The sequence below is a fragment of the Buttiauxella sp. A111 genome, assembly GCF_014189855.1.
In the GTDB taxonomy this organism is placed as follows: domain Bacteria; phylum Pseudomonadota; class Gammaproteobacteria; order Enterobacterales; family Enterobacteriaceae; genus Buttiauxella; species Buttiauxella selenatireducens.
In genome coordinates, this window is the sequence record NZ_BJFN01000006.1 from 143585 (window position 1) to 159084 (window position 15500).

Annotated in this window: 14 protein-coding genes; 9 read left to right on the forward strand and 5 right to left on the reverse strand. The window is 48.9% G+C overall.

The genetic code is table 11. The features are described 5' to 3' along the window. The first annotated feature begins 1 nt into the window (after position 1). The 7 genes from tssA (at position 2) to BSPA111_RS22695 (ending at position 8517) form a co-directional block, all read left to right on the forward strand. Positions 2 to 1408 carry a type VI secretion system protein TssA gene (tssA, locus tag BSPA111_RS17765; protein ID WP_183272482.1) on the forward strand — a complete coding sequence of 469 codons (1407 nt, stop codon included), beginning with the start codon at positions 2 to 4 and terminating at the stop codon, positions 1406 to 1408. A 19-nt stretch (positions 1409 to 1427) separates the two neighbouring features. After that, complete coding sequence (gene tssM / locus BSPA111_RS17770) at positions 1428 to 4952, forward strand: type VI secretion system membrane subunit TssM (RefSeq protein ID WP_308738508.1); 3525 nt, start codon at positions 1428 to 1430, stop codon at positions 4950 to 4952. Between the two features lie 17 nt (positions 4953 to 4969). Further along, complete coding sequence (locus BSPA111_RS17775; protein WP_183272484.1) at positions 4970 to 6310, forward strand: VasL domain-containing protein; 1341 nt, start codon at positions 4970 to 4972, stop codon at positions 6308 to 6310. A gap of 24 nt (positions 6311 to 6334) precedes the next feature. Then, entirely contained in the window at positions 6335 to 6814 is a 480-nt protein-coding gene (locus tag BSPA111_RS17780; protein ID WP_183272485.1) for an Hcp family type VI secretion system effector, read from the forward strand. A gap of 74 nt (positions 6815 to 6888) precedes the next feature. Then, positions 6889 to 7686 carry a peptidoglycan-binding protein gene (locus BSPA111_RS17785; RefSeq protein WP_255459299.1) on the forward strand — a complete coding sequence of 266 codons (798 nt, stop codon included), beginning with the start codon at positions 6889 to 6891 and terminating at the stop codon, positions 7684 to 7686. A gap of 19 nt (positions 7687 to 7705) precedes the next feature. Continuing rightward, positions 7706 to 8161: an adhesin gene (locus BSPA111_RS17790; protein ID WP_183272486.1), complete on the forward strand. Its 456-nt coding sequence runs from the start codon at positions 7706 to 7708 to the stop codon at positions 8159 to 8161. Between the two features lie 101 nt (positions 8162 to 8262). Beyond that, the gene (locus BSPA111_RS22695) at positions 8263 to 8517 is read left to right on the forward strand and encodes a hypothetical protein (protein WP_255459300.1); all 255 of its coding nucleotides are present in this window, start codon (positions 8263 to 8265) and stop codon (positions 8515 to 8517) included. Positions 8518 to 8794: 277 nt separating this feature from the next. Here BSPA111_RS22695 and BSPA111_RS17800 read toward each other — a convergent pair whose 3' ends face one another. Next, on the reverse strand, positions 8795 to 9559 hold the full coding sequence (locus tag BSPA111_RS17800; protein WP_183272487.1) for a hypothetical protein: 765 nt from the start codon (positions 9557 to 9559) through the stop codon (positions 8795 to 8797). A gap of 386 nt (positions 9560 to 9945) precedes the next feature. Between BSPA111_RS17800 and BSPA111_RS17805 the strand changes: the two genes are divergently transcribed. Together BSPA111_RS17805 and yghX are read left to right on the forward strand one after the other, a co-directional pair. After that, positions 9946 to 10833 (forward strand): DMT family transporter, encoded by an 888-nt coding sequence (locus tag BSPA111_RS17805; RefSeq protein WP_183272698.1) that lies wholly within the window; start codon positions 9946 to 9948, stop codon positions 10831 to 10833. A 64-nt stretch (positions 10834 to 10897) separates the two neighbouring features. Then, entirely contained in the window at positions 10898 to 11785 is an 888-nt protein-coding gene (gene yghX / locus BSPA111_RS17810; protein ID WP_183272488.1) for a YghX family hydrolase, read from the forward strand. Here yghX and BSPA111_RS17815 read toward each other — a convergent pair. The 4 genes from BSPA111_RS17815 to BSPA111_RS17830 all read right to left on the reverse strand — a co-directional run bounded on the left by BSPA111_RS17815 (position 11782) and on the right by BSPA111_RS17830 (position 15245). After that, positions 11782 to 12747 (reverse strand): sensor domain-containing diguanylate cyclase, encoded by a 966-nt coding sequence (locus BSPA111_RS17815; protein WP_183272489.1) that lies wholly within the window; start codon positions 12745 to 12747, stop codon positions 11782 to 11784. The genes yghX and BSPA111_RS17815 overlap by 4 nt on opposite strands. A 78-nt stretch (positions 12748 to 12825) precedes the next feature. Next, complete coding sequence (locus tag BSPA111_RS17820; RefSeq protein WP_183272490.1) at positions 12826 to 13737, reverse strand: DMT family transporter; 912 nt, start codon at positions 13735 to 13737, stop codon at positions 12826 to 12828. 23 nt (positions 13738 to 13760) lie between these two features. Beyond that, positions 13761 to 14900: an HlyD family secretion protein gene (locus tag BSPA111_RS17825; protein WP_183272491.1), complete on the reverse strand. Its 1140-nt coding sequence runs from the start codon at positions 14898 to 14900 to the stop codon at positions 13761 to 13763. A gap of 24 nt (positions 14901 to 14924) precedes the next feature. Continuing rightward, a complete protein-coding gene (locus BSPA111_RS17830; protein ID WP_183272492.1) occupies positions 14925 to 15245 on the reverse strand; it encodes a DUF3302 domain-containing protein in 321 nt (106 codons plus the stop codon). Positions 15246 to 15500 lie beyond the last annotated feature (255 nt).

A 15500-nucleotide genomic window follows, 5' to 3' on the forward strand; every position in this document is an offset into this window, starting at 1 on the left:
AATGACAATGGATTTAAGTCATCCGGATACCTGGATTTCCCATCTGCTGGAAAACCTGCCAGATGAGAAACTGTGCGCGGCACTGAAAGACGATAACCCGGACTGGGAATATATAGATGGCGAAATCGTTAAGCTGGGGTCGCTGGCTCACAGCCAGCTAGATATTCCAGAAATACAGCGTCGGGGATTAATGCTTCTGGCTTCAGAAACTAAAGATTTCCGCCTGCTGGCGCATCTGTTGCGCACCTTGCAACATGCTGGTGAACAGCTATTGGCGCTGCGTCTGCTGACGTTATATGTAGAACATTATTGGATGGTCGCCGCGCCGCAAAATATGGCACACAAAAAGCGTTTTGCCACTCAGGTGGTAAAACGCTTTGAAGGCGGCGTTTCCAGTTTTGCAGAAAGCGCTGATACCGCGCAGCGTGATGCCTTACTGGGGGAACTGGCGAAGTTAGCGCAGTGCTGGCAGGTCAATAATACCCCAGAGTTGGCCCAGGTGACGGACGATCTGTTTGCTCTATACCCGCGTGCGTTTCGTGATATCGCATCAGTACCATCTACGACGCCTGCCACCACATCCTCGCGGGAGTTACAGCAGAACACCACAGTAGGGAATAAACCTGCTGCTGTTGCTTCTGCACCGCAGGTATCCATCGATAGCCACGACGATAAAGCCTGGCGAGACACGCTGTTGAAAGTTGCCGCCATTCTCTGTGAACGCCAGCCGGATTCGCCACAGGGCTACCGTCTGCGCCGCCATGCGCAGTGGCAAAGCATTACTGGTACACCGCAGGCAGAGAGTGATGGACGGACACCGCTGGCGGCAGTGCCAGTCGATATGGTGGCAGATTATCAAGCCCGGCTTGCTAGTGCAGATACAGCGTTGTGGCAACAGGTGGAAAACAGCCTACTGCTGGCCCCGTACTGGCTGGATGGCCACCATCTTTCTGCACAAATTGCACAACGTCTGGGTTATGAGGATGTGGCACAGGCCATCCGCGATGAGACAGGACGTTTTGTTACCCGATTGCCCCAGCTTGCTGGTTTGTTGTTTAACGACCGAATCCCGTTTATGAACCCACAAACAAAACAGTGGCTTCTATCGCCTTCTGGTAGTCAGGCTGTGCCTGAGACAGATGAATATACACAAGCTGCACGCCAGTGTTTTAACGAACAGGGGCTGGAGGCTGCGCTGCGGTATCTGGAGGCACTTCCCGAAGGCGATCCCCGCGACCAGTTTTACCGGCAGTATCTAGGTGCGCAATTGATGGAAGAAACCGGGATGGTGCAACTGGCGCAGCAGCAGTACCGGATGTTGTTCAAAACGGGACGACAAATAATGCTGCCCGACTGGGAACCATCCCTGTTAGAGCAATTAGAAAAAAAGTTCACGGCAGAACAGTAACAGATAACCAGGAGTTTTTGTGTTCAGATTACCGACACCCCGACTATTCAGCGGGCTAAAGTCTGCCCTCCGACCGGCGATGCCCCGATTTAAAGTTTCCGCAGCCGGGCTACTCGCGCTGGCGTGGATTTTTCTGCTGGTGTGGATCTGGTGGAAGGGGCCGACATGGACGCTGTATGGCGAACATTGGTTGCAGCCACTGACTCGCCGCTGGCTGGCAACGGCGGTTTGGGGATTTATCGCACTCGCGTGGCTTACGGTCCGTGTGATGAATCGCCTTAAACAGCTGGAACATCAGCAGAAACAACAGCGTCAGGAGACTCAGGACCCGCTTAAAGTGGAAATGAACGTCCAGCAGCGCTACTTCGACCGCTGGCTGCTGCGCTTGCAGCGTCATCTCGATAGCCGCCGTTATCTGTGGCAGCTGCCGTGGTACATGGTCATTGGGGCGGCCGGAAGCGGTAAAACCGCGCTACTGCGCGAAGGTTTTCCGTCCGATATTATTTATACCCCAGACGCCATTCGAGGGGCAGAACAGCATATTTACATTACCCCGTATGTCGGAAAACAAGCGGTGATATTTGATGTCGATGGATCACTCCTGGAACAGGTTAATGCGGATGTGTTGCCTCGTCGTCTGTGGGAACATGTTCTGGGCTGGCTGGTGGAAAAACGTGCCCGCCAACCGCTGAATGGACTCATTCTTACGCTTGACTTCCCCGACTTGCTGACCGCCGATAAGCGTCGCCGTGAATACCTGTTACAGATGTTGCGCCAGCGATTACAAGAGATTCGCCAGCACCTACATTGCCAGTTGCCAGTCTATATCGTGTTGACGAAACTGGATCTTTTGCACGGTTTCGCTGCGTTATTCCAGTCGCTGCCCAGAAAGGATCGTGATGCTATCCTCGGTGTCACCTTTACTTGCCATGCCCACGAGAATGATGGCTGGCAGGCCGAATTGAGCAGCTTCTGGCAGGCATGGGGAGAGCGGATGAATCACTCTTTGCCGGACCTGATGTTGGCACAGAACCACTCCCGCAGTTCTCTGTTCAGCTTTGCTCGCCAGATGCAAGGTGGCCGTGAGCATCTCATCGCCTTACTCAGCGGCCTGCTGGACGGCGAAAACATGGATGTGATGCTGCGTGGTGTGTATCTGACCTCTTCATTGCAGCGCGGTCAGGTGGATGACATTTTCATGCAGTCTGCTGCTCGTCAGTATCAACTGGGTAACGGGCCACTCGCGGCCTGGCCGCTGGTGGATACGGTGCCGTATTTCACCCGCAACCTTTTCCCACAGGCGTTGCTGGCAGAACCCAATCTGTCTGGGGAAAACAGTGTCTGGCTGGGGAATGCTCGTCGTCGGATGATGGTGTTTTCTGCCAGTAGTGCCGTGCTTACTGTATTGGCAGTCACCGGCTGGCAGCACTACTACAACAGTAACTGGCGCGCTGGCGTCCAGGTTTTAGCGCAGGCTAAAGCTTTTATGGAAGTGCCGCCTCCGCAGGGAATTGACGAAGATGGCCATCTTCAATTGCCACTGCTTAACCCGGTTCGTGACGCCACCCTGGCTTATGGTGACTGGGGCGATCGCAGCCGTCTGGCGGATATGGGGTTGTACCAGGGCAAACGCATCGGGCCGTATGTGGAACAGACTTACCTTCAACTATTAGAACAACGTTATCTGCCCTCCCTTTTTAATGGCCTTATAAAAGCAATGAATGCCGCCCCTGCGGAAAGTGAGGAAAAACTCGCGGTACTGCGCGTCATCAGGATGCTGGAGGACAAAAGCGGTCGCAATAATGAAGTGGTTAAACAGTATATGGCGAAGCGTTGGAGCGAAGAGTTCCACGGTCAGCGTGATATCCAGGCACAGTTGATGTCCCATCTGGATTACGCACTATTACACACGGACTGGCATGCAGATCGTGAGAAAGGTGATGGGGACGCCATAAGCCGCTGGACGCCTTATGACAGCCCGGTGGTAGCGGCACAAAAAGAACTGAGTAAGCTACCGGTTTACCAGCGCGTCTATCAGAGTCTGAAAACGCGGGCGCTGGGTGTTCTGCCCGCTGATTTAAACTTGCGCGACCAGGTTGGCCCCACTTTTGAATCGGTGTTTACCTCCGCAGACGACAATAAACTCGTCGTCCCGCAGTTTCTTACTCGCTATGGGCTACAAAGCTACTTCGTCAAACAGCGTGATGAGCTGGTGGAGCTGACGGCGATGGACTCGTGGGTGCTGAACCTGACCCGAAGCATAAAATACAGTGATGCCGACCGCACAGAAATCCAGCGCCAACTGACGGAACAATATATCAGTGACTACACCGCGACCTGGCGGGCTGGTATGGATAACCTCAACGTGCGCGAATATGAATCGATTGCACAACTGACCACTGCTCTGGAGCAGGTGATCAGCGGCGACCAGCCACTCCAGCGTGCGCTGACCGCGCTGCGGGATAACACACAGCCTGCCCTGCTTTCTGAAAAACTGGACGACAAAGCACGGGATGAAGCGCAGGCCGAGCCAGACTACCGTTTGTTGACTCGGTTGGGGCATGAGTTTGCCGCAGAGAACAGCACGCTGGCGGTACAGAAAGATAAAGAAAACACGATGCAGGCGGTATATCAGCAACTGACAGAACTGCATCGTTATCTGTTGGCGGTACAAAACGCGCCAGTGCCAGGAAAATCGGCCTTAAAGGCCGTGCAACTGCGTCTGGATCAGAACAGCAGCGACCCAATATTTACTACGCGCCAGATGGCAAAAACCCTGCCTGCACCGCTCAACCGCTGGGTGGGCAAACTGGCCGACCAGGCCTGGCATGTGGTTATGGTGGAAGCCGTTCACTATATGGAAGTGGACTGGCGCGACAACGTGGTGAAACCGTTCAACGAGCAGCTTGCAAACAACTATCCGTTTAACCCACACGGGCAACAAGATGCGTCTCTGGATGCATTCGAACGTTTCTTTAAACCGGACGGCGTACTGGACAGCTTCTACCAGCATAACCTGAAGCTATTTATGGAGAACGACCTCACCCTGGAAGATGGGGATAACAGCGTGATTATCCGTGAGGACATTAGCCAGCAACTGGACACCGCACAGAAAATTCGTGACATCTTTTTCAGTAAGCAAAACGGGCTGGGCACGCAATTTGCGGTGGAAACCGTGTCACTGTCAGGCAATAAACGCCGCAGCGTGTTGAACCTTGATGGTCAGCTTGTCGATTACGCTCAAGGGCGGAATTTTACGTCGCACCTTGTCTGGCCGAACAACATGCGTGAAGGCAACGAAAGCAAGCTGACACTAGTCGGGGCGGGCGGAAGTTCACCGCGCAGCATCAGCTTCAACGGGCCGTGGGCGCAGTTCCGGTTATTCGGGGCCGGGCAACTGACCAGTGTGCAAAATGGCACTTTCAACGTCCGGTTTAATGTGGACGGTGGTGCGATGGTGTACCGGATTCACACCGATACCGAAGACAATCCATTCACTGGTGGGCTGTTCAGTGAATTCCGACTGCCGGATACGTTGTACTGACACAGGGATACTAAATAATGGACTCATCTGAAATTCAAATCATCACGGGGAACGATCCGCGCAATCTGCCGGAGTTCAGCGCTATTCGTGAAGAAATCAACAAAGCGAATCACCCGTCACAACCGGAACTGAACTGGCGGCTGGTCGAATCGCTGGCGCTGACGATTTTCAAATCGAACGGTGTGGATTTGCATACCGCCTCTTATTACACGCTGGCGCGTACTCGCACGCAGGGGCTGGCGGGTTTTTGTGAGGGGACGGAGCTGCTGGCCGCGATGATAAGCCATGAATGGGAGAAGTTCTGGCCGCAGGGTGGCATAGCTCGAGCTGAAATGCTCGACTGGTTCAATGTGCGCACTGGCAACATCCTGCGTCAGCAACTGTCATTTATTGGCTCTGATCTGCCTCTGCTCTACCGTACCGAGCGGGCATTACAGCTTATCTGCGACAAGCTTCAGCAGGTGGAACTGAAGCGTCAGCCGCGTGTGGAGAACCTGCTGTATTTTGTACAGAACACGCGAAAGAGGCTTGAACCTGCCCCAAAAAATGGTGCCGCAGGATCTTCGGAGACCACGCTAAGAACTCTGGTGTATGCGCCGGAGAGCGCGCAGTCCACTGCTGTGCCGGAGGCAATGTTTCCTCTGCCCGATTTGCCTGAAATGAAGGTGTCAGTTCGCAGCATGTCAGGCGCTGGGGCAGCACCAACTCGAGGTCGTAGCATAAAAGGTTTTATAGCGGGTGTTGCCTGCACAGCAGCTATCGCTACGGCCGTTTGGTGGTGGCAAGTTCACCCGCTACAGCAACAACTGGCACGGGTTAGTGACACCGCGCAGGGGGCTGCGAGTCTCTGGCTGGCTTCCCCTGAACTGAAGAGTTATGAGGAAAGACTGAAACGGCTTCCTGACGCTTCGCTGTTACAGCCGCTGGAAACCGGGATGCAAATGGTGCATCAGGCAGACACATTGTGGCCGGAAAGCTTGCAGCAGCAACAGGCAAGTGCGCAGTGGAACGAAACCCTGAAAACCCGTGCAGAAAACACGCCTCAGCTAAAAGGCTGGCAGCAGACCCGCCAGGATCTACGGGCTTTTGCTGACCTGGTGATGCAGCGTGAAAAAGAAGGACTCACTCTTTCTTATATCAAGAATGTTGTCTGGAAGGCGGAGCGCTCACTAAGCCAGGAGACTCCACTGGAGTTCCTGCTGACGCAATATCAGGAGGCTCGTGCGCAGGGGCAGAATACAAATGCCCTGGAAAAAGAGATTAATACACGGTTGGGCGGCATATTAAGCCGCTGGTTATTACTAAAAAACAATTCCCTGCCGGAAACGGCAAATACCGACACTAATGCTGGGAAATAACTACCAGCCTCAAGGAGTATTAACATGGCAAATCTTGTTTATCTGACCCTGAACGGACAACAGCAGGGACTAATTTCTGCAGGATGTTCTTCACAGGCTTCTATCGGTAATAAAGCACAAATTGCGCATATGGATCAGATTATGGTGCTGGGGTTATCTCACGGTTTGAGTCGGGAGCAGAACGTTAATCATCTGGCATTAACCATCCATAAACCGGTGGATAAATCTACCCCATTGCTAAGTAAGGCCATTACCGAAAATGAATGCCTGACCTGCGATTTTGAATATTACCGCACTAACCGTTTTGGTATTAATGAGCTGTATTTCAAAGTGAAACTGATCAATGCGCGTATTGCCAGTATTCATACTGATGTGCCGCATACTATCGACAATGCCCAAGGGCAACCGGAGGAGTCGATATCATTCACCTATGAAAGTATTACCCAGGAACATTGTATTGCCGGAACCAGTGCTTATAGCCTGTGGGAAGAACGGATTTTTTAACCTGCGCAAATAAATAGACTTCAGTCAGTGTTAAGTAAAACCGAAACGGGAGATGTTTCACAAGGAGAATAAATATGGTCGCAACACTTTGGATGTATGCAAAAGGTAGCAACGTATTAAAGTTGCAACAATTGCTCAATAAAAATAATGCTATGCCAAAGCTCGTAGAGGACGGTGATTTTGGTAGGAATACTTACAACGCAGTGACAATATTTCAGCGAATTAATGGGTTGAATGATGATGGTATCGTGGGGCCGAAAACCTGGCGAAAACTGGGGGGGCTGGACCCTGTAATTAGTAGCCCGTCAAGTTCTTCTGCTGGTTCAAGTGGTAGTGTTGGCGGTTCAAATAGCACGACAACTGGATCAAATGGTACTGTGGCAGAGACAAATGAGGGGTTCTGTTTTCCCTTCCCCAGACTACCTGGCCAATCATGGTTAAATGGAGGCCGCCAATTTGGGGCTCCGCGCGATAGAGGCGCTCGCAGACATGCCGGTTGTGATTTGATATTTCCTGAAGGAACGCTTATTTATGCTGTTGCTGATGGGGTGCGAGTTCATGATCAATGGCCCTTTTATTCAGGAACTTCCGCTGTATCAATCAGGCATGGCAACATTCTCGTTCGTTATGGTGAAATTGCTAATGGGTCATATATAGGTGGTGCGATTGTCACCAAAGGTCAGGTTATTGCTAAGGTTGGGAGACTCGACAGTGGTAGATCCATGCTGCATCTGGAGATTTATACCAATGCAGCATCTTCGGCTGAACTTTCAATTAGAGGCGAACGTGGCGGCCCTTACAGAAGACGTGCCGATTTGACAAACCCTGCCCCATACTTGGATGTATGGAAAAATATTCTTCCTAACCCTTAATATTCAAGGAATTGATAAAATGTTAAAAAGTATCGCACTTCTTTTAGGATTGATGATGTCTGGCATTATTTCCTGTGTTGCAGCAGATCCTGTCAATATTCCATCGGAAAACCTTGTCATAAATAATTTTGATGTCGATAAAATTGATGGTTTATCCCCTGTTTGTACCTTGATCTTGGCTGAAAATAAGAAAAAGTATTTTTATAACTATACTGAAGGAGATATTTGCCCTGTGGGTGGGGAATGTACATATTCTGCAGTTATGATTTTGAATGGAAAGATAAAGATATTGAAACAGACGTTGTCAGACAAAGATACTTCAGTTTTCAAAAACGATGATATGACTATTATTACAACATATGATTTTAGTGAAGGAGGTAAGGATCATGAAGATGGTGGCGTCAATGCCGTTATCGTCATCAAAACAAAAAGTGGTGAAAAGAAAGTTAGTATGTCGGGATATTGTGGTGATTAATGCTTGGGTGCCATTTCGGACAGTGAAATAAAATATATCCAGGGCGGCTGGAATGATTCAACGGAAAGTAATATTCCTAACCCATAATATTCAAGGAGTGAATGAAAATATTCAAAAATATAGCGATAATTTTAGGATTAATGATGTCGGGCACTATTTTATGCAATGCAGAAAATCTTGACGGCATATCGATAGAAAGCCTTGTCATAAATAGCTTTAATGTTGATAAAATTAATGGTTTACAACACTTTGTTTGTACCTTGAGCTTGGTTGATAATAAAAAAAGGGCTTTGATAACTATGTTGAAGGCGACATTTGCCCTGCTGGAAAGAAATGTTCATACTCTGCCATCATGAAATTGAATGGGAAAATAACCATATTAGAGAAGGTGTCTTCAGAAAAAAATATTTCAATCTTCAAAAGCGATGATATGACTATTATCTCAACTCAGACTCCGATAAAAGGCTCAGGTGATGACGAGGGAGGTGACGTGAATGCCGTTATCACCATCAAAACGAAAAATGGTGAAAAGAAGGTTAATATGTCTGGATATTGTGGTATTTAAATATGGATTTATCTTAGATAGTAACAGTATATAAGCAGCCGCCAAAACCCGCGGCTGCCAAATTTTATTTACTGATACCGATTAACCAAATCTTTAACTACCGCTGCATAGGTTTTCTGTTTTAGCTGAGTAATTTGTTGCTCCGTATTACCCATGTCCATTTTTCCAGTCTGTAGAGGGAGAATACTATATTCATAATTCACCGGAGACCAGGCTGCCCATTCACCTGTTGCTACGTCCAATAACGTAAAGCGAACCAGGTATCGTAATGACGCCACATCCGGGAGTTTTTCGCTTTTATAATCCGACCATACCGTTGTTTTTGTCACCGTGTCGTATTTACCTGACTGCAAAGTATCCTGGTAAACAATAATGGCTTTCTGATGTCCTTTTGCTGCAATATAGCGCAGTGCCTGCATGTAATTCATATTTTCGCTAGCTACAGGTTCCCCTTCTTCTGTCTTATTACAGACAACGGGTTTCTGCCTATCTGGAATCCCTGAAAAAGTTGAAACGGTGTAATACTTACTCATTTCTTGTTGTATAGCGGTTTCCGGTACATGGCTGCCTGATTGAACGAGGATAACCGTAGAATTCAGCGGTACGCGGAAGGCTTCCCCCTCTAGTGCTGCCTGAATATCCTCTTCAGAAACCGCCAGGGTGGTTTCATTACCAAATATATCTTTGTCCGTGAGCAGTGCAGATGTATTTCTGTTTGCGCTGCTCTCTGTTCTGGATACACCTGTTTTCTTCGCATCAATGGGGGAACGTGGTGCACAACCGGCCAGTAAAAATGCTGTCGCACATAAGTATATTGTTGACCTGAAATTCATGTTACGTGCTCCCTTATATTTGAAAGATAATTTTTATTATTTCCTTAAAAGCTGTGATGGATTATATACCGGTATCATAAGTCGACAACTATAAATTATTTTATATAAAATATTTACTCGTTGAATATATTGAGTGAAATATATGGCATATAGTGAATGTGATAATGTTATTAATTGTGGTGTTCATCGTTCTGTAGCGGCAAGATGAGCCTTATGTACACACCGCGTGGTGTGCTGGAACGGAATGAAGCATTCTTCGAACTAAAAACAAGCAATTTATGGCATTTATCCGGATAATGGTTGGCAGAAAAACTGTGTTTAATTGTTCATAGGATGAAGTTGTGAATAACAGTGTGTCACTTTTTACTAACAAGAAATTCGCCTGGATGGGCGCCGCTTTTTGTTGCTTGTTATGGGGAAGTGCTTACCCGGCAATTAAAAACGGTTATGAGATTTTTCAAATAGCGACGGATGACTTACCGGGAAAAATTGTGTTCGCCGGTTATCGTTTTGTCATCGCAGGCCTGTTATTGCTGGCGTTTGCTATGTTGCAAGGCAAGTCGATTTCACGATTATCCCGCCACCAGTTTTCGCAACTCGCGGTGTTAGGTGTTACCCAAACTGCCATTCAATACATCTTTTTTTATATTGGCCTCGCTTATACCACTGGTGTGAAAGGCTCAATTATGAATGCCACAGGCACTTTCTTTAGCGTACTGCTGGCGCATTTTATCTATCAAAACGACAAGCTCAGCATTAACAAAGTGGTGGGCTGCGTGCTGGGGTTTGCCGGTGTCATGGTAGTGAACTTCAACAGCCAGTTGATGGATTTTAGTTTTAGTTGGATGGGGGACGGCTTCGTTGTGTTGGCGGCGTTTGTTCTTTCTGCCGCGTCGCTGTACGGAAAGCGAATTTCGCAAACGATGGATCCGACCATCATGACCGGCTGGCAACTCGCCATCGGTGGGGTGGTGTTGACGGTCGGAGGCTACGCATGCGGCGGGCGGCTTGAGTTTCACGGGCTGGAGTCTGTGGCGATTCTGGGATATCTGGCGCTGTTATCTTCCGTGGCATTTGCGTTGTGGAGCCTGCTGCTCAAACACAATCGCGTGGGAATGATTGCGCCGTTTAACTTCCTGATCCCGGTGTCGGGTGCGGTGCTTTCCGCCATCTTCTTGCAAGAAAGCATTCTGGAATGGCGTTATGCCCTTGCGCTGGTGCTGGTGTGCTTCGGGATCTGGCGAGTGAATGTCGTGAAATCCCGCTTAAATTAGAACAGGCAAAATCATCAAATGCAGGCCATTATTTATCCATCTTTTATCGATAAAGGGCCTGCAAATGACCAGACTTACCGCAAAAGATTTCCCTCCTGAATTACTCGAATACTTCGATTTCTACGTCCACGGCAAAATCAGCAAACGTGAGTTTCTCGACCTGGCAGGGAAGTTTGTGGTCGGTGGGCTTTCGGCGGTAGCGCTTGGCACTTTGCTGACGCCAAATTACGCCTTCGCGCAGCAAGTGGAATTTACCGATCCCGATATTTTGGCTGAATACATTCAGTACCCAAGTCCACAAGGGCACGGGCAGGTGAGAGCCTACATGGTGCGCCCCGCAAAAGCCTCGGGTAAAGTGCCGGGCGTTGTCGTGGTACATGAAAACCGTGGGCTAAATCCCTACATAGAAGATGTGGCGCGGCGTGTTGCTAAAGCAGGGTTTATTGCGCTGGCACCCGATGGTTTGAGCTCTGTCGGGGGGTATCCGGGGAATGACGAAAAAGGGCGCGAACTACAATCTCAGGTCGATCCCACCAAACTGATGAATGATTTCTTCGCTGCGATTGAGTTCTTGATGCACCACGAAGCCGTGACGGGAAAAGTCGGTATTACTGGATTTTGTTACGGTGGTGGGGTCGCTAATGCCGCAGCGGTCGCCTATCCAGAATTAGCCGCTGCGGTACCGTTCTACGGACGCCAACCAAAAACGGAAGATGTGCCGCGTATTAAAGCGCCATTATTGCTGCATTACGGTGAGCTGGATTCGCGCATTAACGAAGGATGGCCTGCGTACGAAGCGGCGCTCAAAGCGAATCATAAAGTTTACGAGGGTTACATCTATCCGGGTGTGAATCATGGTTTTCATAACGATTCGACACCGCGTTATGACAAGGCGGCGGCGGAGTTGGCATGGTCGCGAACTCTTGACTGGTTCCGCAAATATCTGGCTTAACAGTGCAGCAGGATGCTGGAACCTAGTGCGATGCCATTCTTGCCAGTGTGTTTAATCAGGTACATGGACTCATCGGCACGAATCACCGCGTCGGCAAAGTTGTCGCTCGCCCAGGATTCATTAACGCCAATGGATGCGCCGACTTTAGCTGCGCCATTGCTCAATTCAAACGGAGTAATGGCAGCATCCAGGCAGCGTCGGGCGAGGGTTTTGATTTCGGTATCTTCAAGCGCCCACGGAATCAGCAGGATAAACTCATCGCCCCCTATGCGGCCAATCGTCACTTCTGGAGGGCAGACTTCGGACAAACGTTGACTCAGCTGTAGCAGAACTTCGTCGCCGCTGCGATGCCCCAGGGTATCGTTAACGTTTTTGAAATCATCAAGGTCGATAAAAGCCACTGACAGCGGGCCGAGTTTCTTTAATAGATCGAACTGCGCATGCAGCGCGTGGCGGTTGGCAAGACCGGTGAGTGGGTCGTGGTTGGCGAGCTTCGCAAGCTGTTCCTCGTACTGCTTTTCTTTGGTCATATCGATGTGGGTTCCGGTAACTTTCAACGGTTTTCCCTCATCGCTCCATTCGGTCACTCTTCCCCGGTCGAGCACCCAGGTGATGGTGCCGTTTTTAGCCTGCATGCGGTGTAACGCCTCGTAATATGGCGCTTTCCCTTCGAGATGGTTATAAAACGCAGCGAGCACCATATCTTTATCTTCAGGGTGCAGGTGCTCACGCCACACATCAAAATGAGCGCTGAGTTCTTTGGGACGATAACCTAACATGGAACCCCAGCGGCGATTGAAAATCACCAGCTTGCCGCTGCTTACATCGAGTTGCCACAAGCACAAACCTGTCCCGTCGAGAGCCGCACTCAGCTTGTTGCGTGAGTCATGGGCGATTCTTCTGAGCCGGGCGTTATGCTTTTTAAGGTTCTGGATCTGCTGCCTGAGGATCTCTTCTGACATTGACCATATTTATGTTCAAATAATATCCATTCTTAACAGTTATTAATAAGTTGTAAATATGGGAAAGAAAAAATCGCGCTAATTCCACTGCTGTTGCGATGTCGAGACTCTTTTTCTCTTCTCTACAGAGATTAGAGACAGGAAGACGCCGCCCAGCATCATCGCGAGCAGAGCCCATGATGTTTGTGAGAATACGCTGTCCATCAACAGACATTCGAGAAAGACCGTAATAACCGGAAAACAGATAAATACCAACGATGTACTGAACGTCGAAATGCGCTTTTGCAGCGAGAAGTAACACAAAATCCCGAACACGCCAGCCACGATGCCAAGGTAAATAATCGAGGCAAACGACAGCAACGTAATATTTTCCAGCATCGGTTTCTCCACGATTACGCCAATCATCGTGAGGATTAATCCAGCGGCGAGGCAAGGCAGGGTGTTAAACGTGAAAAGCGATACCTGGCAACTGCGCTTCTTGCATTGAACATACATAAAAGCATGCATGAATACGGCGAGAACCACGGCTAAAGCACCTTTCCAATTGTTGCTCATGCTCACTCTTGCCTCCTCTTGCAGGATGCAAAACAGTGATAGCAATGCCAGCATGGCACCCATGAGTTGTAACAAGCTGGTAGGGGCATTGAGCACTACAATCGAAATAAGCATTACGGCGACAGGCATCACGGCAAAGATTATCGCAGCGGTGCTGGGATCGACGTATTGCTCACCGTAGAGCACCAATGTGAAGGGTAGGCAGTAACAGAACAGGAACACGCAGAACTGGAAAATACGGTGGCCTGGTGGGAATAACAACGTAGAGCGTGTGATTCTCAATAGCCACAGTAGCAGCGGAGCTGCGCTTAAAAAGCGCAGGCCCGTGGCAAAGATAGGTGGCATGCTGACCAACGCGAACTTCATCGCAAGCCAGGTGCTCCCCCATGTCAGAATAACGATGGCGAAAAGAGTGAACATTTTTGCTTTCTGCATGGGGAGCTCCTGGTTTACCTCTGTTAATGATCGATATACAGGTAGTGCATCCAACTGGTCATACGCAGCAGGATTTTACGGATAATGGAAACGTGCTCGAAATGATCTGAATAGACGGCAACTTGTCCCATGGTACCTGCAGGTAATCTTTCAACATCTGCCACGTTGTGGAGTTCAATTTCTGCGTAGATTCCGTCGAGTTTCGGGTCAAGGCTTAAGCCTTGCAGATGTCCCTGTGCCTGGTAGCTACTGTTGGCAATGGCTGGAAGGATTTGTTTCACTTTTCCTTTCACGACGCTGCCTGGCAGACCGTTGAACACCACTTCGGCTTCATCACCTGCGACTAAACGCAGCGCTGAGTTCTGACGGAAAACGGCGTAAACACTGGTTTTCTGATCCGGTACAAACACCATGACGGGACGCAACGGTATCGGACGTACAAACATGCCTGGTTTCAGGAAAAGTTGCGTCGCGTAGCCATCGGTAGGGGCGCGAATAACGGTTTTCTCAAGGAAGTATTCTGCTTCTTTGAGGTTGGATTTCAGTCGATACACCACGGCATTTTCGCCGTTAATCAGAGCGCTAAGTTCCGCTGCCGTTTGGTCTCTCTTCGACAGAGAAGAGCGCCATTGAGCTTGTGCCGCCAGATAAGTTTGCTGCGCACGAACCACTTCCTGGTCGGTGAACGGGCTTTTCATTTTGTCCTGGCTGCCATTGCGGTAACGGTCAGCATCTTTCATGGCTAAATCACGTTGCGCTTTAGCCTGGGCGATATCGGCATTTTCGGAAGCCAGACGCGCTTTAAGCATTTCAACATTTTGCTGCGCGCTTTCAATCTCACCTTTAATTGACTCGACTTTTGCTTGATAAGCCGTTGGGTCAATACGGAACAGGAAATCGCCTTTTTTCAGCATGGTATTGGATTTAGTGGTCACTTCTACCACCGTACCCGATACTTCAGGGATAATAGGTACCGTAACGGTAACCATCTGGGCGCGTTCAGTATAAGGATGGTTGTAATTCATTAATAAAAGCAGAGAGCCAATAAGAATAATCCCACCCAGAACTGCAGTAGGGACGCTCCATTTATTTAATGGAATTTTGAAGAATTTAAATATACCAACGCAAAGCGCGGTATATGTAAGAATAAGTAATAAATCCACAATGAATCCTGCTCAATAATTCAGTTACTGATGGTTTGCTGTGTTATTTTTTTGCTGAGCTTCCAGTTGAGCCAGACGTTCACGAAGCGCGTCCAGTTCATGGTTTTTAGTCGCAAATCCCCAGCCACGGTCTTCGCGATATAACATCGCCCAGATCCACAAAAACGGCCATAATGCATGCAATGTGAATAAACTCACCCAACCTGCGGCATGAATCGCATCCTGGTGCGGGTGGTTACGATGTACTGCAATTTCGTAGGGGATGTCGTGAACAACAATGACACCGTAAAAGAGCGTGAGTCCCACAAATATAAGAGCGCCTAAGGCAAGATAGTCCAGAATCATAGATGGGTGCCCCCGTAAGAAAATGTTCGGAGACACTAATGAGAAGGCGTGCATGGCACCACATTTATTTTGTTTAAAAATAAACATTTAGCGATTTTTTAATTGCACAGAATCACAATAATGTGCAAGAGGAAAAGTCAGAAATTACACTTCTTTTCATCATCGACATAGTTGTAAAATTTTTATCGAATAGTGTATGTATTTTGCAAAACATAGTTGTATCTAAGTACTAAACACCGCTAAGGTAGCGCTCCC

Bases quoted from the DNA above. Each gene is read 5' to 3' on its own strand.
- BSPA111_RS17775 (WP_183272484.1), top strand. From the start codon at position 4,970: ATGGACTCATCTGAAATTCAAATCATCACGGGGAACGATCCGCGCAAT.
- BSPA111_RS17805 (WP_183272698.1), top strand. From the start codon at position 9,946: ATGGGCGCCGCTTTTTGTTGCTTGTTATGGGGAAGTGCTTACCCGGCA.
- BSPA111_RS17780 (WP_183272485.1), top strand. From the start codon at position 6,335: ATGGCAAATCTTGTTTATCTGACCCTGAACGGACAACAGCAGGGACTA.
- tssA (WP_183272482.1), top strand. From the start codon at position 2: ATGACAATGGATTTAAGTCATCCGGATACCTGGATTTCCCATCTGCTG.
- yghX (WP_183272488.1), top strand. From the start codon at position 10,898: ATGACCAGACTTACCGCAAAAGATTTCCCTCCTGAATTACTCGAATAC.
- BSPA111_RS17785 (WP_255459299.1), top strand. From the start codon at position 6,889: ATGGTCGCAACACTTTGGATGTATGCAAAAGGTAGCAACGTATTAAAG.
- BSPA111_RS17820 (WP_183272490.1), bottom strand. From the start codon at position 13,737: ATGCAGAAAGCAAAAATGTTCACTCTTTTCGCCATCGTTATTCTGACA.
- BSPA111_RS17815 (WP_183272489.1), bottom strand. From the start codon at position 12,747: ATGTCAGAAGAGATCCTCAGGCAGCAGATCCAGAACCTTAAAAAGCAT.
- BSPA111_RS17830 (WP_183272492.1), bottom strand. From the start codon at position 15,245: ATGATTCTGGACTATCTTGCCTTAGGCGCTCTTATATTTGTGGGACTC.
- BSPA111_RS22695 (WP_255459300.1), top strand. From the start codon at position 8,263: ATGAAAATATTCAAAAATATAGCGATAATTTTAGGATTAATGATGTCG.
- BSPA111_RS17800 (WP_183272487.1), bottom strand. From the start codon at position 9,559: ATGAATTTCAGGTCAACAATATACTTATGTGCGACAGCATTTTTACTG.
- BSPA111_RS17790 (WP_183272486.1), top strand. From the start codon at position 7,706: ATGTTAAAAAGTATCGCACTTCTTTTAGGATTGATGATGTCTGGCATT.